The sequence below is a fragment of the Victivallis vadensis genome, assembly GCF_003096415.1.
GTDB lineage: Bacteria > Verrucomicrobiota > Lentisphaeria > Victivallales > Victivallaceae > Victivallis > Victivallis vadensis.
Genome location: NZ_QEKH01000030.1, coordinates 1 through 20117 on the forward strand (window position 1 = coordinate 1; position 20117 = coordinate 20117).

The 20117-nt window shown below is 59.0% G+C and carries 15 protein-coding genes and 1 pseudogene; 10 read left to right on the forward strand and 6 right to left on the reverse strand.

Annotated features, from left to right (window positions below):
- The first annotated feature begins 728 nt into the window (after nucleotides 1-728).
- Nucleotides 729-878 (forward strand): hypothetical protein, encoded by a 150-nt coding sequence (locus C8D82_RS21340; protein WP_165833126.1) that lies wholly within the window; start codon nucleotides 729-731, stop codon nucleotides 876-878.
- 7 nt (nucleotides 879-885) lie between these two features.
- Here C8D82_RS21340 and C8D82_RS15820 read toward each other — a convergent pair whose 3' ends face one another.
- From C8D82_RS15820 to C8D82_RS15830, 3 genes are read right to left on the reverse strand one after another with little or no spacing between them, the layout of a single operon-like run.
- On the reverse strand, nucleotides 886-2247 hold the full coding sequence (locus tag C8D82_RS15820) for an NCS2 family permease (RefSeq protein WP_116885261.1): 1362 nt from the start codon (nucleotides 2245-2247) through the stop codon (nucleotides 886-888).
- 56 nt (nucleotides 2248-2303) lie between these two features.
- On the reverse strand, nucleotides 2304-2756 hold the full coding sequence (arfB, locus tag C8D82_RS15825; RefSeq protein ID WP_207776156.1) for an alternative ribosome rescue aminoacyl-tRNA hydrolase ArfB: 453 nt from the start codon (nucleotides 2754-2756) through the stop codon (nucleotides 2304-2306).
- Complete coding sequence (locus tag C8D82_RS15830) at nucleotides 2720-3484, reverse strand: hypothetical protein (RefSeq protein WP_133245236.1); 765 nt, start codon at nucleotides 3482-3484, stop codon at nucleotides 2720-2722. The genes arfB and C8D82_RS15830 overlap by 37 nt, the downstream gene beginning before the upstream one ends.
- A gap of 393 nt (nucleotides 3485-3877) precedes the next feature.
- Here C8D82_RS15830 and C8D82_RS15835 point away from each other — a divergent pair, with 393 nt between their 5' ends.
- The 7 genes and pseudogenes from C8D82_RS15835 (at nucleotide 3878) to adiA (ending at nucleotide 15446) form a co-directional block, all read left to right on the forward strand.
- Nucleotides 3878-6193, forward strand: a complete 2316-nt coding sequence (locus C8D82_RS15835) for an Orn/Lys/Arg family decarboxylase (RefSeq protein WP_116885264.1) — start codon at nucleotides 3878-3880, stop codon at nucleotides 6191-6193.
- 63 nt (nucleotides 6194-6256) lie between these two features.
- Nucleotides 6257-7702, forward strand: coding sequence for an amino acid permease (locus tag C8D82_RS15840; RefSeq protein WP_116885265.1), 1446 nt, complete (start codon nucleotides 6257-6259; stop codon nucleotides 7700-7702).
- 67 nt (nucleotides 7703-7769) lie between these two features.
- A complete protein-coding gene (locus C8D82_RS15845) occupies nucleotides 7770-9206 on the forward strand; it encodes a hypothetical protein (protein WP_165833127.1) in 1437 nt (478 codons plus the stop codon).
- Between the two features lie 13 nt (nucleotides 9207-9219).
- Nucleotides 9220-10944: a type II secretion system protein GspD gene (locus C8D82_RS15850; protein WP_116885267.1), complete on the forward strand. Its 1725-nt coding sequence runs from the start codon at nucleotides 9220-9222 to the stop codon at nucleotides 10942-10944.
- Nucleotides 10945-10964: 20 nt separating this feature from the next.
- The gene (locus C8D82_RS15855; RefSeq protein ID WP_116885268.1) at nucleotides 10965-11408 is read left to right on the forward strand and encodes a hypothetical protein; all 444 of its coding nucleotides are present in this window, start codon (nucleotides 10965-10967) and stop codon (nucleotides 11406-11408) included.
- A 126-nt stretch (nucleotides 11409-11534) separates the two neighbouring features.
- A pseudogene (locus C8D82_RS15860) lies at nucleotides 11535-12983 on the forward strand (basic amino acid/polyamine antiporter); the annotation flags it as partial.
- Nucleotides 12984-13160: 177 nt separating this feature from the next.
- Entirely contained in the window at nucleotides 13161-15446 is a 2286-nt protein-coding gene (gene adiA / locus C8D82_RS15865; protein ID WP_116885270.1) for an arginine decarboxylase, read from the forward strand.
- Nucleotides 15447-15513: 67 nt separating this feature from the next.
- On the opposite strand, the gene C8D82_RS15870 is transcribed toward adiA, so the two are convergent.
- Nucleotides 15514-15915 carry a secondary thiamine-phosphate synthase enzyme YjbQ gene (locus C8D82_RS15870; protein WP_116885271.1) on the reverse strand — a complete coding sequence of 134 codons (402 nt, stop codon included), beginning with the start codon at nucleotides 15913-15915 and terminating at the stop codon, nucleotides 15514-15516.
- A gap of 177 nt (nucleotides 15916-16092) precedes the next feature.
- On the opposite strand from C8D82_RS15870, the gene C8D82_RS15875 reads away from it, so the two are divergent.
- A complete protein-coding gene (locus C8D82_RS15875) occupies nucleotides 16093-16560 on the forward strand; it encodes an LURP-one-related/scramblase family protein (protein ID WP_116885272.1) in 468 nt (155 codons plus the stop codon).
- A gap of 34 nt (nucleotides 16561-16594) precedes the next feature.
- Here C8D82_RS15875 and C8D82_RS15880 read toward each other — a convergent pair whose 3' ends face one another.
- Complete coding sequence (locus tag C8D82_RS15880; RefSeq protein WP_116885273.1) at nucleotides 16595-17695, reverse strand: phosphotransferase enzyme family protein; 1101 nt, start codon at nucleotides 17693-17695, stop codon at nucleotides 16595-16597.
- A gap of 22 nt (nucleotides 17696-17717) precedes the next feature.
- Nucleotides 17718-18632: a nucleotidyltransferase family protein gene (locus C8D82_RS15885; protein ID WP_116885274.1), complete on the reverse strand. Its 915-nt coding sequence runs from the start codon at nucleotides 18630-18632 to the stop codon at nucleotides 17718-17720.
- Between the two features lie 268 nt (nucleotides 18633-18900).
- Here C8D82_RS15885 and nagA point away from each other — a divergent pair, with 268 nt between their 5' ends.
- Nucleotides 18901-20040, forward strand: coding sequence for an N-acetylglucosamine-6-phosphate deacetylase (gene nagA, locus C8D82_RS15890; protein ID WP_116885275.1), 1140 nt, complete (start codon nucleotides 18901-18903; stop codon nucleotides 20038-20040).
- Nucleotides 20041-20117: the final 77 nt, after the last annotated feature.

Below are 20117 nucleotides of genomic sequence, written 5' to 3' on the forward strand. Positions count from 1 at the left end.
TCGACTACTGTAAGACTTCCGTCTTATCAAAGTCATTTTCAGGTTTACATCGCACTATTCAATTTTCAATCAACTCTCAACCAGCATACAGCGCCGGTTTCATAATATATCACGCTTTCAGCAACTTGTCAAGCCGAAGTTTTAAGATTTTTAAAACTTTATTTCAGCCACCGTTCCGCCACCATCAGCCGCTACGCTCCGTAACTCGTTGCGCAACAGATCCTTAATGTAGCACGGTTTCCAAAACTTGCAAGCCCGATTCTGAAAAATATTCCAAAATCTCAGCCGAAGCAATATCCAATTTTTTTTCATCAGCAGCGCTCCCTCTAGCAAGAGGCGCAACAGGGTTTTATAATATCATCAATTCCAGGTTTTGCAAATCAAAAGCAAAACTTTTTTCAAAATTATTCGCAGAGCCTGAACGCTGAATATTTAAACAACCGTCACGATTAACGCGCAACAGAATTATAAAATATCACCGTTTCCGGCAATGTCAAGCTCAAACAACGCTTTTTTGCAGGTTTCTTATCGGAAACCGGAAAGTTTACACCGATGGCGACAGGAAGAGCAGGTTCGGTCCGCCTGAAAATACTGACGCCGGGGAGACTGAAAAGCGGAGATGAATCTCCGCACTCCAAGGGGGTTACGCGATCCCATATCAATGATATAGTCTGTCGCGGCTGCACGCCGTCACTGCCGGATCACGAACGCCAACAGGCCGGGGCGGGATGACGCGCATAGGCTCATCATATTCCATTATCAATACCCACGCCGCCGGCAACGGCGCATCGGACATCTGCATCGCGATGGCCACCGCCCGCATCGACCGGCTCGTCGAATACTGTCTGGCCCATTCGCCGGATTCACCGGAGCCGTGAGGTTCCGTCACCGGGCCGCCATTCCCAGATACAGCAGCAGCAGGGCTGCCGTGAGGTAACTGAACCACCCCAGTTCCCTCCCCTTCCCCGCCAGCAGCTTGATGACCGGATAAACGCCGAGGCCGACTGCAATGCCGCCGATGATACTCGAACTCAACGGGATTCCGGCGATAACCAGAAATGCGGGAATCGCCTCGCTGTAGTCCTGCCAGTCGATGTCGGTGACATTGCGCATCATCATCGCGCCGACCGCCACCAGCGCCGACGAGGTGATCGGCGCATATCCGGCCACCGAACTGATCACCGGGAAAAAGATCAGCGCCAGCAGAAAACAGATCCCGACCACCACGGCGGTCAGCCCGGTCCGCCCGCCGGCCTCCACGCCGACCGTGCTTTCCACATAGGAGGTGACGGTGCTGTGCCCGCCCGCGGCTCCGACGATCGTCGCAATCGAATCGGCGGCGAACACCCGTTCCGCCCGTGGCAGCTCTCCGTTCCGGATCAGCCCGGCGTTGGTGCTGACGCCGATCACGGTTCCCATCGTATCGAAAATATCCATGAACATGCAGATCACCACCAGCGGAATCAATTCGGCGGCATGGCGGAAGACCGCCGCCATATCCGCTTTCGCGACGACCGGCATCGGGTTCGCCGGCAGGCCGCAGATGCCGGTAAATTCGATCCTGCCCCAGGCCAGCGCAATCAGCGCCCCCGCCCCCATCCCGATCAGGATGCCGCCCGGAATGCGCCGGATCAGCAGCACCGCAATCACGACCAGCCCCGCCCCGAAGATGATCACGGCGGGATCGGTCAGCGCCGTGCCCAGCATCAACTGCCCCTCCTCAATCCGGATGATATGGCCGTTTTTCAGTCCCAGTGTGGCAATGAACAGCCCGAGACCGGCGGCGATCGCATTTTTCATCGAAGGACTGATCGAATTCAACAGTGACTTGCGCAAATTCGTAAAGGAAACCGCCAGAAACAACACGCCGGAAAGCAGCACAACGCCGAGGGCGGCATGCCATACCTCGGGAGTTCCGATCGCCATCCCGGTCGCGGCCGCACAGCCGCACAGCACATTGAATACGAAAAAGAAGTTCGATCCCATGCCCGGCGCCAGCCCGATCGGGTAATTCGCAACCACTCCCATCAGGATCGAGCCGAAAGCCGACATGATACAGGTCGTCGTCAGCAGCGCCCCGAACGGCATTCCGGTCGGATGCCCACCCATCACACCGGAAAGCAGCGCGGGCTGCACGCAGATGATATAGGCCATCGCGGCGAACGTGGAGAGGCCGGCGATCACTTCGGTCCGCACGCTGCTCCCGGCGGCGGAAATCCTGAAAAAGGCATCCAATCGGTCGTTCATTCTGTCTGATCCGTCTTATATTAAAAAGTGTAAAGGTATTTCCGTTGTCTGTCCTGTTATTCGTCGGCGGAAGGAGGCGCGGAACGGGCGCGCTTCAGCTCGGAACGGCGGGATTTTTCGGCAAGGCGGCGACGGACGCTGCCGGCGGTCGGGCGGGTCGGGCGCCGTTTTCTGCGCACAACCAGCGCTCCTGAAATAAGCTCCGCCAGCTTACGCCCGGCTTCACGCCGGTTCTGACTCTGGCTGCGCGATTCATGGCAGACCACCACCAGCTCCCCGGCGGCGTTCAACCGTGAACCCAACCGTTCAAGCAACCGCGCCTTGATTTCAGGCGGCAGCGAAACCGAATCCGCGAGGCGGAAAGTCAGCCGCGCCGAAGTCGCCACCTTGTTCACATTCTGCCCTCCCGGACCGGGCGACTGCACAAACTGCCACTCCAGCTCGAAATCCGGAATAAAAATTCTGCCGTCGATCAGCATCGCACATAGTTCCTGAAGCAAGCCAGCCATTCGGCGTGGATTTCGGCGGGCGTCCGCATCGGCTCACCGGCGGTCTCCCCGTCGGCCGCCGGAATCCGGTAGGTATTCGCAATGAACAGATCGCACCACAGGAAGGCTTCGGCGTTCAGGGTCATCATCGCCTCGCCGAAGCTCTTCCAGTCGCGGACCTTGTTCAGGAACTTCAGGCACATCGCGTCCCGCTTCGCTCCGCCGACCCGGATCGAATCGTCCGCCGGATCGTAGACCAGCGTATAGCGGTCGCGCTTGCGCAGCTCCGAATCCGGATTGAACAGGCCGGGATCGTCCACGTAGCCGCCTTCAAAGATCAGTTCGAGTTTGTGGCCGATTCCGGCTCCGGCGGTACGCAGCAGTTCCGCAAGCTCGCCGCGCATCATCGCCGGATAAAAGCCCTGCCAGCCCCAGTTCTCCTCCATCAGCAGCCGCCGGCCCTTTTTGCTGGGATAAACCTTTTTCAGCATCGGATCCAGCCCCTTGGTGACTCCGAAACCGCATTGCAGCGTATCACGCTTCTTCTCATCCCAGGTAAAAAAATATTTGCCGAAACGGAAGAACGGCAGTTCCAGCGACGGCACGATCCACCAGTCGGTCAACGCAGGCGCATAATGGTTGAAGGGGCGGCGCACCAGCCGCTCCCCTTCCCGGAGTTCCAGTTCAGGCTCCACCCCTTCGCAGAGCCGCCGCGGCGAACGCGCCAGCGTACAGGCCAATTCCATCATTCCGATCCTTTCCCATAGAAATTCCCACCTGCTTACTATACTCCGGTCCCAGGCGATATGCAATCCGCAAAATGGCCGTCAATAACTGATAATCAGTACTGTTTATTCAAACAAATTAGCTATTTTACGCTTTTTATTGCCATTTTTAGTTGACAATATATGAAACGGAGTTAAATTTAATAATGTATAGAGGAAGAAATTGCAATATCCCTGCATGCGGTTGAACCTGGAGAATTCGATCGCGGGCGGATCGGCGGCCATTGACCAAGGAATGTGATGGGCGGCGCCGCAGCATTGCAGGATTTTTCATAGGAGGCCGCCGACACATACGCCGGGGCCGCAAAAAACAGCGCGCCCGTTTCTGCGCGCAATTGAAATTACGGAGGAGTAATTATGAAGATGTCCAAAAGTGCCTGGCCTGTGATGATCGTATCGCAGGAGCTGAATCTCGGAAACGACAACGGCGTTCGGCTGCGCGAGATCGCCGCCGAACTCGAACACGTTCAGGAGTGCAAGGTGATCCCGTCCTTCACTTATGAAGATGCGTGGGAGCTGTTCCTGTCGCGCGCCGACCTCGGCGCGGTGGTTGTGGACTGGGACCTGCCGTTCGACGACGGCGAGGAGCACATGACCCCCGATGAATTCGTCCACAAAATGCGCGAACGGAACAAGAAAATCCCGATCCTGCTGATGACCGACCGGCTCGAAACCGAGAACATCCCCACCGGCGCCCTCGGAGAGATCAACGGATGCCTGTGGAAGAACGCCGACACCGCCGAATTCATCGCCGGACGCATCGAAATCCACCTTGTCGAATACATCAAAAGCGTTTTCCCGGTCTTTTTCGGCGAACTGGTCAAATATGCCGAGGAGTACAAATACGCCTGGCACACTCCCGGCCACCTCGGCGGACAGGGCTTCCTGCGCAGTCCGGCGGGCGTCGCGATGTACAAATTTTTCGGAGAAAACACTTTCCGCGCCGACCTCTCCATTTCCGTGCCGGAGCTCGGTTCGCTGCTCGACCATGAGGGCGTGGTCGGCGACGCCGAGAGGAATTCGGCGCGGGTTTTCGGCGCCGACCAGACCTATTACGTGCTGAACGGCACTTCCACGGTGAACCAGATCGTGTGGCGCAGCCAGCTGGTCCGCGACGACATCGCCTTCGTCGACCGCAACTGCCATAAATCGCTGAACTATGCGATGGTAATCACCGAGGCGCTGCCGGTCTACATGGTTCCGCGGCGCAACCGGCGCGGCATCATCGGTCCGGTGCGGCTCTCCGAATTCAGCCCCGAATCGATCCATGCGAAAATTCAGGCGAGCAAGCTGATCCCCGACGCACTCAAGACCCATACGGTCAAAATGTCCGCCCTGACCAACTCCACCTACGACGGCGTCTGCTACAACGTGATCAACATCAAAAGCCAGCTCGAGAAATCAGTGGAAAACCTCCACTTCGACGAAGCGTGGTACGCCTACGCCCGGTTCAACCCGATGTACAAAAACCACTACGGCATGGCCGACGGCCCGGTGAAGCCGGACGATCCGCCGATCTTCTGTTCGCAGTCCACCCACAAGCTGCTGACCGCGTTCAGTCAGGCGTCGATGCTGCATATCAAGGACGGCGGCACCGTGAAAATCAATCCGGACGAATTCAACGAATCCTACATGATGCACGGCTCCACCTCTCCTCAGTACAATATGATCGCCTCCCTCGACGTCGCGACCCAGATGATGGACGATCAGGGCGAACTCCTGATGCACGACATCATCCGTGAAGCGGTCCAGCTCCGCAAAAAGGTGGCGGAACTCAACCGCGAATTCAAGGACAAGGGCAGCTGGTTCTTCGACATGTGGCAGCCGCGCATGGTCGAAATCGACGGCAGGAAAGTGCCGTTCGCGGACGCCGACATCGACTACCTCGCCTCCCATCAGGAGCCGTGGGTGATGAGCGCCGACAACAACTGGCACGGCTTCGACGACATCGAACCGGACTACGTGATGCTCGACCCGATCAAGCTGACCATCACCACGCCGGGCATCGACGACGCGGGCGTGATGGCGGACTGGGGCATCCCGGCCTCGATCCTGACCAACTACCTGATCGACCACAATATCGTGTGCGAAAAGACCGACTACTACTCCTTCCTGATGCTGAACTCCCTCGGCACCACCCGGGCGAAGCAGGGCACGCTGCTGGCGGAACTGCTGAAATTCAAGGAGGCGTTCGACGCCAACCTGCCGCTGGCGCAGGTGCTGCCCGAACTGGTGAAGAGCCATCCGGAGCGTTATGCCGGAACCGGCATCAAGGATCACTGCGTCGAAATGCACCGCTGGATCAAAGAGCATCAGCTGCTGGACAAGATGCAGGACGCCTTTGAAGTGATTCCGGATCAGGCGCTGAAGCCCGCCGACGCCTACCACGAAGTCGTGCGCCGCAATGTCGAATACGTGCGGCTCGACAAAATGGGCGGCCGGATTCCGGCGGTGATGATGGTGCCGTATCCGCCGGGCATTCCGATCATCATGGGCGGCGAAATCCTGAACGACCGCGCCAGACCGATCCACGACTATCTGCTGGCCCGCCAGGCGTTCGAGAACCATTTCCCGGGCTACGAAGGCGACATTCACGGCGTCGAACGCGAGGTCGTGAACGGTAAAACCTGCTTCAAGACCCTCTGCGTGAAGCAGAACCTGATCGAGAAGTAATATCCGGCCCATGCCGCCCCCGCGGGGGCGGCGCCGGCTCCAATCCAAACCATGAGGTGCAATATGTCGGAATCAACCAAATCACAAGCTCCGGCCAGACGGGCCGCCGGCCTGAGCGTCTTCACCATGACGATGCTGACCGTGGCCGCCGTGCTGTCGCTGCGCAATCTGCCGTCCCAGGCGGAATACGGTTACAGCATCATCTTTTACATCACTGCCGCCGCGATCTGCTTCTTCGTGCCGTCGGCTCTGGTATCGGCCGAACTCGCTTCGGCCTACCCCGAAGACGGCGGCGTCTACCTGTGGGTGAAACAGGCGTTCGGCCCCCGCTGGGGCTTCGTCGCGATTTTCATGCAGTGGGTGGAAAACCTGCCGTGGTTCCCGGCGGTGCTGACCTTCGTCGCGTCGTCGATCGCGTATGTGTTCAACCCGGCGCTGGCGACCAACCGCTGGTTCGTCTTCGGCACGATCATCGTGACGCTGTGGTTCGCCACCTGGATCAACTTCAAGGGCATGAAACTGTCGAGCTTCCTGAGCAGCTCGGGGGCGCTGCTCGGCACCGTGATCCCCGGAATCCTGATCATCCTGATGGTGGTCGGCTACCTTGTCGCCGGCAAACCCGCGCAGATCAGCTTCAGCTGGGGATCGCTGGTGCCGGACCTCGGCAACCTGAACCAGCTGATGCTGCTCTCCGGCATGATGGTCGCCCTCTCCGGCATGGAGATGTCGGCGGTGCACGTGACCGAAATGGCCAATCCGGGGCGCCAGTTCCCGAAAGCGATCTTCTCGGCCTGCTTCCTGGTGATCCTGCTGAGCGTATTCGGCGCTCTGGCGATCGCGCTGGTAATCCCGCCGAACGACATCAGCCTCGCGGCCGGAGCGGATCAGGCGTTCGCGAAAATCTTTGAAATCTTCCATATCTCGTGGATGACCCCCATCATGTGCTTTTTGCTCGCCTACGGCGCGCTGACCATGGTGATCACATGGGTGCTCGGCCCCTCCAAGGGTGTGCTCGAAGTGGCCAAAGAAGGGTATCTGCCGCAGTACTGGCAGAAGCGCAACGCGCAGGGCATGCCGACCCGCATCCTGATCCTGCAGGCGTCGCTGTCGAGCGTGCTGGCGACCACGGTGCTGTTCATGCCGACCATTTCGGGAGCATTCTGGGTGATGTCGGCGCTGACCGCCCAGCTCTACATGGTCATGTATCTGCTGATGTTCGCGGCGGCGATCCGGCTGCGCTACACCCAGCCGGACAAGGTGCGCCCGTACCGGATTCCCGGCGGCAGGCCCGGCATCTGGATCGTCTCCGGCATCGCGTTCCTGACGGCGCTGCTGGCGATCGTGGTCGGCTTCATCCCGACCGGCGGAGTCCGCAGCGACGGCGACCTCGCGGATGTGGGATATGTGCTCTTTTTGTTCTTCGGCATGGTGGTGTTCGTCGGAATGCCGCTGGTTTTCTACCACATCTACGAACAGAAGAAGAAAAAGATGGAAACGGCGGCGAAGTAATCGCCCCGGCCGGGTCCCGGGGGGCCCGGTTTCCAACCGTCAATTCATGATTGCAAGGGAAAAAATTATGAAATTCAGAACAATGCTTTGTTCGACAGGCGCGCTGCTGCTGGCGGCCGTCGCGCTGCACGGCGACGAGCCGGGCACCCGGAAGCTGCGTTTCGTACAGGACGACGCGCAGGATTACATGGTCTCGAAGATTTACCATTTGAAGTACGTGCAGTCCAACGACGTGACGCCGTTCCTGCTCGGCATCGTCAAGCGCTACAACATGAATTCGAGCGTGAACAACATCGAATACGGCGCGGACAACACCCAGCTTCTGACCGTGACCTGTCCGGTCAAGATGATGCCTTATGTCGATGAATTCATCAGCAAGATCGACCGCAACATCACCATCGACGGCAAGGTTCCGGGCGACATCATCAAGGGAACCGGCATCACCCGGGCGGTCTACCGGCCGAAGTACCGCTCCGGCCAGAACATGCTCAATGTGCTGGTCAACTCGATCATCGGCGAAGGCCCCTACGGGTCAGTGTACGCATGGGACCAGAACTCCAACCAGATCTACTGGAAGGACAACAGCTCGAACACCCAGTACGTCTATCAGTTCCTGAGCTGGATCGACCGTCCCGCACCGCAGATCACTTTCAACTTCACGCTGTATGAAGTCCGCGAAAGCACGCTGCGGGACATCGGCATCGAATACCTGGCCTGGAAGAACGGCCCCGGGTTGAACATCTTTTCAGTCGGCTGGGATGCATTCGGCCTCACTTCGGGCGGAACCGCCGCGATGCAGGCGATGTCCGGCCCGCTGGGCGGTTTCCTGTTCGCGCCGCAGTTCGACGCGAGCTTCATCCGGCTGCTGCAGCAGAGCGGCAAGGCGGAAATCAAAAACTCCGCGAGCATCACCGTCAGCAACTCCGACACGCAGAGCAGCGAACTCTACTTCAATCCGCAGTTCGAGAATATCACCAAGAGCGACAACGACAAAACCAGCGTCGGCGTCGGCACGCTCGGCCTGACTCCCGGACTCAACCAGCTTTATTTGAAAATCATCCAGCCGATCGTGAATCTGCATTACGGCCTGCCGCAGGACGGATATCCCGCAGCCGAGGAGTTTTCGATGAACGTCTACAAGCCGGGGGCCTACGCCAAATACCCGGGAACCGTCTTTTTCGGTTACGACGTCCAGGCCGCCAACGTGGTCGAACGCAACAACGTCGGCGCCGAGCTGGTCGAAACCAGCCAGATCGTCGGCAACACCCTGATCCAGCTCAACCACGAGACGATCCTCGCGGAGTGGAACCGGGATCAGGAGGTCGAACAGACCATCGGCGTACCGTTCCTGATGGATATTCCGATCCTGAAATACCTGTTCAGCACCACGACCACCAGCACCGAAAAGACCCGTTTCTACCTCTCGGTGACCGCCGAAATGCTCAACACCGCGGTTCCGGCTCCGAAAAACGGCGTGGTCGGCGATTTCATCAAATTGAAGTAGGGAGAGCATCATCATGAAAAAATCTCTGTTATACGCAACGATGGCGGCCGCCGCGCTCTGCCCCGCCGCCGAAATTCCCGGCGTTCCGCGCGATTCCAATTTCAACAACACCGGCGGCTACGACAGCACCCGGGTTGAAGCCCAGCTGCTGGTCGCGGTCAAGGAGGACACCAAGGTGGTCCATTTCATCCGCGACAACGCAGACCCGCGGGTCATCACCAAGACCTATGAACTCAAGCATGTCGATCCCTACGAATTCCGCGACTACCTGCGCCAGATGGTGCAGTCCAAGCGGGTCGGCAACACCAGCTTGCAGCAGGCGTATCCGGGCAACACCAATGCGACGCCGCCGGTGATGGCGACGGTCAGTTCCCCCGAACTGACCACGCCGCCGAACGCCCAGCCCAGCTACAATCCGCCGGTCCAGCTCGGCAGCAACACGGCGGTCGAATGCCTGAAATATGTGGACGGCACCGGATTGCTGTTCGTCAGCGCGGAGGATTACCGCTTCAAGGACCATGAAAACGGCATGGGAATCGATTCGCTGGTCGCGATGCTCGACAGCCCGAAACTCGGCGCGATCAATTACGGTTCGCAGATGTTTTTCTACCTGCCGAAATTCGTGCCGGCGCGCAACCTGATGCCGCTGATTCAGAACATGGGCATGAACATCTCCGACGTGACCGAACTGTGGCAGGGGCAGGACGTGGTCGCCTACGATCCCGACCTGAACTGGCTGATCTTCGACGTCAGCAACTACTCCTGCGACAACGTCGCGAAAATGCTCGCGCAGTACGATGTGCCGATCCCGCAGGTCCGGCTCAACATCAAGGTCTATGAAGTCTACAGCGAAAACAACGACAAGATGGGCATCGACTTCCAGTCGTGGAAAAACAACGAGGGAGCCGACTTCTTCTCGGTCGGAGGCCGTTACCGCAACAACTGGGCCGCGGCCTACAGCGGCGGCATGGCGCGCAGCTTCGGTTCGGAGCGGACCAGCTTCTACAACTTCAACCCGAAGTGGAACACCCGTTACCTCGACTTCCTGGCCAGCAAAGGGCGGGCGAAGGTGGTGCATACCGGCGAGCTCTGCGTGCGCAACAACACCTCGGCCCAGCTTTCGCGCACCACCCAGATTTTCTATATCGACACCTCCAAGCCGGTCAACAACGCGATCATCCCGGGCACGACGCTCGATCCCTCCGGGAATCCCTTCCCGGATACCGGCGTAGGGCCTTATGAGCTGCTTTCCGGGCTCGCCGGCAAGCTGTTCGACAAGAGCATCGACAAACCCGGCAAGGACAGCGCGGACCTCAGCTACGGCAAGGGCAACCAGCAGATCACCACCGCCTTCACCGGTTTCGGCTTCACGATGACCGTGAACAACGCGTCGGTGAACCTTGAGGAGACCCGGTTCAACGTGACGCTGAACAACACCAGCCTGATAGGCTTCGCGTCGAACGGCACTCCGCGCATCTCCAAGGGAAATGCGGTAACTCAGGATGTCAGCCTCCCCCACGGCAAGGACAGCTTTGTGATCGGCGGGCTGCGCAAGCAGGAGACGGTCAAGTCCAGGACCGGTGTGCCGTGGCTGATGGACATCCCCTACCTGGGCTATCTGTTTTCGACCGAATCCAATTCGGTCCGCCACGCCGAACTGATCGTGGTCGGCGAATGCTCGTGGGATTCCCCGAGCGACAGTTCCGCCGCCGCCCGAAGCACCCGAACCACCTGGTAAAAGTCAAGGAGAACCATATCATGAAATCATATCTTGCAATACTTCCCGCCGCGCTGCTGCTTCTGGCCGCCGCCGGCTGCGCCTCCGCGAAGCCCGGCGAACCGGCGGAACCGGTCTGCGCGGTGCGTGCCGCCGACGTACAGCTCGGCGACAAACTCCTTGAAGCGCTCCGCACCCATGACTACGATACGTTCGCGAAACTGTGGGGGAATCAGGATAAGAAGATGACGCCGGAGGAGTTCAAAACCTCCTATGAAACCATCGAAAAACAGTTCGGCGAGATGCAGAGTTTCAGCTACCTGACAGAGCTGAAGACCCCGTTGGTGCAGAACCGGATCTGGACGGTCCGCTTCGAGCGCAAAGCGGATCAGGGCAAGGAAACGGTCGAACAGGACCTGCTGTTCCGCCTGGTCACCGGAGAGGTGGACGGCAAATTACAGGTCCTCGGCATGGGATTTCTGTAAAAACGGGATACGCATCCCGCTCGGAGTAAACACAGTATGAAAGGGAAAAACATGAAAACGAAAACAAAAACGGTCCGGGGCTGCCCGCTGCCGGAATCACAACACCGGAATGAGGAGGAATAGATCATGGCCGACTCGAACGACAACAAAAAACTCGGCGTAATCGCGCTGGCGGCCCTCGTCGTCTCCGCGATGATCGGCGGCGGCATCTTCAGCCTGCCGCAGAACATGGCCGCATCGGCCTCGGTGATGGCGGTAATCATAGCATGGGTGATCACCGGCATCGGCATGTATTTCATCGCCAACACCTTCCGCATCCTGGCCGATGCGCGGCCCGATGCGACCACCGGCATCTATGCGTATGCGCGGCTCGGCTTCGGCCGGTTCGCGGGCTTCCAGATGGCGTGGGCCTACTGGCTGTGCAACATCTTCGGCAACGTCGGTTTCGCGGTGCTGCTGATGGATGCGTTCAACTACTTCTTCCCCGGCACTTTCACCGGCGGCAACAACCTCTACTCGATCATCGGCGGCTCGATCGTGATCTGGGGCATGAACTTCATGGTGCTGGCCGGCATGAAGCAGGCGGCCTTCATCAACGTGGTCGGCACCATCTGCAAGCTCGTGCCGATCGCGCTGTTCATCCTGATCATGCTCTTCGCGTTCCGCTGGGCATTCTTCACGACCGATATGTTCGGCACCGAGACGATCCCGGCGCACAACATCAAGCCGCTGGGCAGCATGCTCAGCCAGATCCAGTCCACGATGATGGTGACGCTGTGGGCGTTCATCGGCATCGAGGGCGCGGTGGTGGTCTCCGGCAAGGCCAAAAGCCAGAGCGCGGTCGGCAAGGCGACGCTGCTCGGCTTCCTCGGCTGCCTCGCGATCTACGCGCTGCTTTCGATCCTGCCCTTCGGCCGGATGTACCAGCCCGAACTCGCCAAACTCGCGAATCCGTCGACCGCCCCGCTGCTGCAGGACGTGGTGCACGGCGCGTGGGCCGGCGATGTGATGAATGCCGGCGTGATCGTCGCGCTGCTGACCAGCTGGCTCGCCTTCACGATCATGATCGCGCAGATTCCATACGCGGCCGCGATGGACGGCACCTTCCCGCGCGTGTTCAAGAAGGAAAATAAAAAAGGCACTCCGAATGTGTCGCTGATCGTGACCAGCGCCGTGATGCAATTGACCATGATCTTCGTATACTTCGCGAGCAATGCGTGGAATACGATGCTGACCATCACCTCGGTGATGATCCTGCCGCCGTATCTGGCGTGCACGCTCTTCCTGTGGAAGATCTGCGCGAAAAAGCAGTACCCGGAAAACATGCCCGTGAAGTTCCATTTCGCGTTCTTCTGCGGCGTGGCCGGTTCGCTGTTCGCGCTGTGGATGATCTACTCGGCCGGGCTGAGCTACCTGATGATGGCATTCATCTTCCTGCTGGTCGGCATCCCGGTCTTCGTCTGGGCGCGCCGGAACTATCTCGACGACAACCCGGAAGAACAGGACCGCAGGATGTTCACCAAAGCCGAAGCGATCGGCGCGGTCATCGTCGTGGTCGTCGCCCTGATCTCGCTGATCACGATGGCGGCGAAATCGCCGGCGGTTGAAAAACATTTCCACAAGTGGGCCAAGTGGCCGGTCGCGGAAGCGAAGGCCATCGAACACGACATCGAAAAACTGTAACCGAATGAATCCGGCCGTTCCGCGGAAAAACGGAACGGCCATGCAACCCAAAGAATGAGGAGAATTATCATGAAAGACATCGCAATCCGGCAAGTCCTGATCGTCGCCGACGAATCCATCGACAACAGCTGCGTGATGAACAAGGCGATCGACGCGCTCGCCGACGAACTCGAAGAGCGCAATCTCCAGGTCACCATCGCCGAATCCTATGACGAAGCGCGCCCGATCGTCGCCAACAATATGGACATCGACTGCATCCTGCTGGCGACCGACATGCAGCTCAACCTCGATGAGGAGAACAAGGCCCGCCAACTGTTTCAGTTGATCCGGCAGCGCCAGTCCAGCGTACCGGTCTTCCTGCTCGCGGACCACGACACCACCAGCGAAGCCATGTCGCCCGAACTGATGGCGGACGCCAACGAATTCATCTGGATCTTCGAAGACAGCCCGATGTTCATCGCCGGCCGCATCGAAGCCGCGATCGAACGCTTCCGGCAGCAGCTTCTGCCCCCCCTGATGAAGGCGATCTGGGACTACAACGAGGAGAACCACGAATACTCCTGGGCGGCTCCCGGCCATCAGGGCGGACGCGGTTTCACCAAAAGTCCGGCGGGCAAGAAGTTCTACGACTTCTACGGCGAGAATTTGTTCCGCACCGACACCGGCATCGAGCGCGCCAGCATCGGTTCGCTGCTGGACCACTCCGGCGCGTTCGGCGAATGCGAAAAGAACGCGGCAAAGGTGTTCGGCGCCGACCAGTCCTATTCGGTGGTCGTCGGCACCTCCGGCTCGAACCGCACCATCATGCAGGCGGCCCTGACTCCCGGCGACATCGCGATCTGCGACCGCAACTGCCACAAGTCGATCGAACAGGGGCTGATCCTCTCCGGCGCGGTTCCGGTCTACATGCTGCCGACCCGCAACCGGTACGGCATCATCGGGCCGATCCTGCGCTCCGAAATGACCGCCGCCGCGATCAAAACCAAGGTCGCCAAAGTCAAGCTGCCGCACAACGACGAGGCGATGCCTCCGTATTCGGTGGTCACGAACTGCACCTACGACGGGCTTTGCTACAATTCGGCCAAGGTCGAAGCCGAACTGGACCATTCCGCCGACCGCATCCACCTCGACGAGGCGTGGTACGGCTACGCGCGGTTCAACCCGATGTACGAGGACCATTTCGCGATGCGCGGCGATCCGAAGGACCACAAGGGAGCGACCGTATTCGCGACCCACTCGACCCACAAGCTGCTGAACGCGCTGTCGCAGGCCTCCTTCATCCACATGCGCCAGGGACGCAAGCCGATCAATTTCGACCGGATGAATCAGGCGTACATGCTGCACGCGACCACGTCGCCGCTGTACGCGATCTGCGCGTCGAACGACATCTCGGTCAAGATGATGGGCGAATCCGGCGAATCCCTGACGCAGGAGGTGATCGACGAGGCGATCGACTTCCGGCAGGCGATGGCGCGGCTCTACCGCGACTTCACCAAGAAAGGCAGCTGGTTCTTCAAGCCGTGGAATGCGGAAAAGGTCACCAGCAGCCAGACCGGCAAGACCTACGACTTCGCCGACGCCCCGCACAAGCTGCTGGCGCACGACCAGAACTGCTGGCGGCTCGCCCCCGGCGACAACTGGCACGGCTTCAAGGATCTGGAGGACAACTGGGTGATGCTCGACCCGATCAAGGTCAGCATCCTCGGCCCCGGCATGGGCGACGACGGCAGGATGCTCGACTCAGGCGTGCCGGCGCAGCTGGTTTCGGCGTACATCTATCAGGAAGGCATCGTGCCGACCCGGACCACCGACTTCCAGCTGATGTTCCTGTTCTCGATGGGCATCACCAAGGGGAAATGGTGCACCCTGATCAACAGCCTGCTGAAATTCAAGGAGTTCTACGACCGGAACGCGCCGGTGGCGGAAGTGCTGCCGCAACTGGCGAAGGACCATCCGGAATTCTACGGCAATATCGGAATCAAGGATTTGAGCGACAAGATGTTCCAGTACCTGAAGGAGAACACGCCGGGCGCCCGCCTCGACGCGGCCTTCAGTTCGCTGCCGGAACAGGCGATGACGCCGCGCGACGCCTACATGGAAATCGTCCGCGACAACATCGAACTGGTCCCGAGCGACAAGCTCGCGAACCGCGTTGCGGCGAATTCGATCATCCCGTATCCCCCGGGGATTCCGATGATGATGTCCGGCGAACGGTTCGGCGGCGACGACAGCCCGCAGATCGGCTATCTGCACGCTCTCGAAGCGTGGGACAGGCAGTTCCCCGGATTTGAACACGTCACGGAGGGCAGTGACGCGATTGACGGCATCTACCATGTGATGTGCGTCAAGGAATAGCCCTCATTTCCCCCGGCGGCGGCCAGCTCCTTTTCCCGGCTGGCCGCCGTTTTTTTATCCCCCGGGATTATTCCTGCGCCATCTGGAAAAAGAGCTGGACGCGGCGGGTGCGCGGCCCGTCGAATTCGCAAAAATAGATTCCCTGCCATGTCCCGAGCAGCAGCCGTCCGTTCCGGATCGGCACGGCCAGCGAAAAACCGAGCAGCGCGGCTTTCAGATGTGCGGCGCTGTTCCCTTCATAGTGCCGGTAATAGGCTTCCCGCTTCGGCACGAGTTCGTCGAGCTTGGCGAGCATGTCGCGCTTCACATCGGGGTCGGCGTTCTCGTTGACGGTGATTCCGGCGGTGGTATGCGGGCAGAAGATATGGCAGATGCCGCACTCCAGCCCGGCGGGAACCCGTTCGTTGATTTCGCGGGTGATATCGATGATTTCGCAATCCTTATGCGTGACGACGTTGAATTCGGCCATCGGGAATCCTCCTTTTTTTCTTTTCGGCAAAATACCACCTTTTCCGTTGCCTGTCAAGAGGTCCCGGAACTGAACGGCTTCGGTAAACGAAAAAGTTTTCGCTGTTTTATCCGGCTTCGGCTGGATTCCTCGCGAACGGCACGCTATATTCCAACCGGAACAGAAAGGAAAACTGCGATGAAAATGTTATTCCGGCAACGGTTTTTCTCATGGCTTGACAGTTACGATGTCCACGCCGAAGACGGCACCGTGCTGTTTACCGTCAAAGGGGTGCTGTCGTGGAGATACACCCTGAAGATTTTCACTCCGGACGGGCGGGAGGCCGGCATGATCAAGGCCCGGATGATAACCTTTCCGAAACCCGTTTTCGACCTGACCGTGAACGGTGGGGCGGCCGGCTGCATCACCCAGGAGTTTTCCCTGTTCCGTCCCCGTTTCACCCTCGATTTCCGCAACTGGAAAATCTCCGGCGACTGGCTGGAGTGGAACTATCGGATCATGTGCGGCAACACCCCGGTCGCCGTCATCGCCAAACGACTCTGGAACCTGACCGACACCTACGAGATCGATGTAACGGACCCGGACGACGCTCTCGGAGCCCTGATGGTCACCCTCGCGATCGACGTGGTCAAAAGCAGCAAATGAACTTCCTGAAAACCAACTGCTGAAACAAGCATGATTACGCCTGTTTCAGCAGTTTTTTCATCTCGTTCATCTGGCTCTCGATCGATTCGACGATCTTGAGCTGGTTGCGGCAGCGGTCGAGGTTGTGATGGGGGCGGCGGGTCTTGAAGTAGACGTCGCCCTCCAGATAGTCGGTCAGAAACCGGATCGCGGTTTCAAGCGTAATCAGCTTTCCGGCAAACGGCAGGTTTTCCCGCTCCGCCGGAGTCAGGAAGCCGCCCGCGCTGCTCAGGAACCCCCGGAACAGCGCTTCATACATCTCGAAACGCATCCCGACCTTTTCGAGGTTCACTTCGTCCTCCTCGGCGGCGCTGGTTCCGGCGCGCACCATGTCGCCGAAATCGTACAGCGCCAGTCCGGGCATCACCGTATCAAGGTCGATCACGCAGATCCCCTCCCCGGTCAGGTCGTCGATCAGGATGTTGTTGACCTTGGTGTCGTTGTGGGTGATCCGCTCCGGGATCGAACCTTCCGCGTTGAGCTTCAGCAGCTTCTCGGTCTCCTCGCGGCGCTTCATGATGAAGTCGATCTCATGGCGCACCTGCCGGGCGCGTCCGGCCTTATCCGACTTGATCGCGGCTTCCAGCGCTTCGACCCGCTTCGGAGTATTGTGGAAATTCGGAATCGTCTCGTGGAGCCGCGGCCCCGGCAGATCGACCAGGTTGCACTGGAAGTCGCCGAACGCCTGCGCCGCCATATAAGCCTGTTTCGGATTCTCCAGCACATCGTAGGAACGGGCGTTCTCCACGAACACATAGGCGCGCCAGTAGTTGCCGCGGTGGTCCTGCACACAGGGCTGGTTGGTATAGGTCCGCAGCAGCCGCAGGGTGCGTTTTTTGGTTTCAATCCGCTCAGCATGGATTTTGTTCAGCAGATGGCGGGTCACGCGGTCCATATTCTCCATCACCTGTTCGGGGTGGTGGAAGACCGCGTGGTTGATCCGCTGCATGGTGTAGTGAAGACGAACTCCGCCCTGATCGTAAGTCAACTGATACGTATCGTTGATATGACCGGAACCGAACGGCACCGCGACCAGAAAATCACCGTAAATAACAAATTTCGAAGCGATATCGCGAAGCTCATCCTGTGTGTACATCAAAAATTTCCCATTCCCGAATTCAACTGAACAACTTTGCCGGATAGGCTCCCTTCGCGACCAGTTCGCGCAGCGCGGCCTGCACCAGGGGCTTATCCTCACGATAGGTGACGCCGAACCAGCTGTCGGCGCTGTGCAGCACCTTCACCTCGGCTTTCCCGGCGCGAATCAACGTATCCACCGCGAACGGCAGATAAAATTCACTCTTCAACTCGGTTCCGTGCGCTTTCAGGAACTCGACGAACAACGCCTCAAGCTCCCCGACCAGTTCCGGCCTGAAGCCCCAGCTGTTCATCGAAACCGGCTCCTCGCCGGTCAGAACCGCCTCGGAACCATCCTCCTGCACACTGACGACGCAGCCGTCATCGCGGCGGAAGATTTTCGTATTTTCGACGACCTTCGCCAGATTTCCGGCGGCGTCGACCGAACAGATGCCGCGCGAAACCGAACCGTTCTCACTCAGCGTATTGGCGAGCACGAAACTGGCGATGCAGCCTTTGATTTTGCCGTCGGCGGCGGAAACGCCGCGCAGGTATTCGGCCAGCTTGCGGTAGCTGTCCCGCCCGTAGAAATCGTCAGCGTTGATCACCGCGAAAGGTCCGGTCAGGAGCTTGCGGGCCGCATAGACGGCATGGCCGGTTCCCCACGGCTTGGTGCGCCCCTCAGGCACCGTGAAACCGGCGGGAAGGTCGCTGGAATCCTGAAACGCATACTCCACTTCGATCTTGTCGGAATACCGCTTGCCGATCACGCTTTTGAACGCCTCCTCGATATCCCTGCGGATCACGAAGACCACCCGTTCAAAACCGGCGCGCATCGCGTCGAACACCGAATAGTCCATCACGGTTTCTCCGGACGGCCCGACTTCGTCGAGCTGTTTGAGCCCGCCGTAGCGGCTGCCCATTCCGGCGGCAAGAATCACAAGCGTCAGTTTCATTTTCTCATCCTTTTCTTATTATAACGTAACACCAAATGCTTCCGGGGTCAAACCGGCCGCGCGGCAACGGCGGCAAAAATCCCGCTTTTTACCGACGGATTCAATATAGACCGCCCTCCCCTTCCCCGCAACCCGAAATCCGCGTTATGGAATCCGTTTTGCCGAAAAGTCCATATTTATTGTTGATAACTTCATTTGGGAAAAATCCGGAACGGTATATATTCTTCCATATAAAAGAAACCCTGTCATGATATAAGGAGCCGTTTCCATGAAAACTCTGATCAAAAACTGCCGTCTGGTCTCCCCGGACCTCGATCTCGCCGATGCTTCCATCCTGATCGAAGCCGGAAAAATCGCCGGAATTTTTACCGCTTCTTCCCTGCCCGCCGCCGACCGGACCGTCGACGCCGCCGGACTGACGGCGATGCCGGGCTTTGTGGATGTCCACTGCCACGGCCGGAACAACTTCGACTTCTGCGACGCGCTGGTCGACGGCGTGAACACCATCGCCCGCGAAAAACTCGCCGAAGGCGTGACCACCCTGCTGCCGACCACCCTGACCCTGCCGGAAGCCGACCTCGTGGCCACGCTGAAATCGGTTGCCGCCTACGACGGCAAGGGGTGCAAACTTCCCGGCGTCCACCTCGAAGGCCCCTTTATCAATCCGAAATGCACCGGGGCACAGAATCCGGCTTTCGTGCGCAAGCCGGATGTGGAGGAGGTCAAACGCCTGAATGCGATCTATCCGGTGCTGAAGGTCTCCTTCGCGGTCGAGGAGGAAGGCGGCGACCGGCTCTGCGAGGAGCTTCGCAACCTCGGAATCACTCCCTCCTGCGTGCACAGCGCCGCCAGCTACGGCCAGTTCAAGGCGGGCTACGCGAAAGGGCTTCGCAACCTGTCGCACTTCTGCAACCAGATGACGCCGCTGCATCACCGGGATATCGGGCTGGTTGGCGCCGGTCTGCTGAACGACGGAGTTTTCATCGAATTCATCTGCGACAAGCTGCACATCTCGCCGGATATGATTGCGCTGGTGTTCAAGGTGAAGGATGCGGGCCACATCCAGCTGATTTCAGACGCGATGCGCGCCTCGGGAATGCCGAACGGAGAATATACGCTCGGCGGCCTGCCGGTGATTGTGCAGGGCGGAGCGGCGCGGCTGAAGGAAGGCGGCGCGCTGGCCGGCAGCACTCTTCAGATCATGGATGCGCTGCGCAACGTCGCCGAAATCACCTCGTTGCCGCTGAAAGAGCTGGTCAAATCGACCTCCTTTGCGCAAGCGCAGGCGCTCGGTCTGCCCGGAATCGGCAAGCTCGAACCGGGTTATCAGGCGGATATCGTGCTGCTGACCAGAGAGTTCAAAGTCAGCAAGACGCTGGTCGACGGAGAAATCCGTTACGAAGCCTGACGCGAACCGTGGAGAGTGAAATCAAAAAATTTCGATTTTTCTCGAAAAATAATTTGATTTAAGCTCAGCATGTGTTA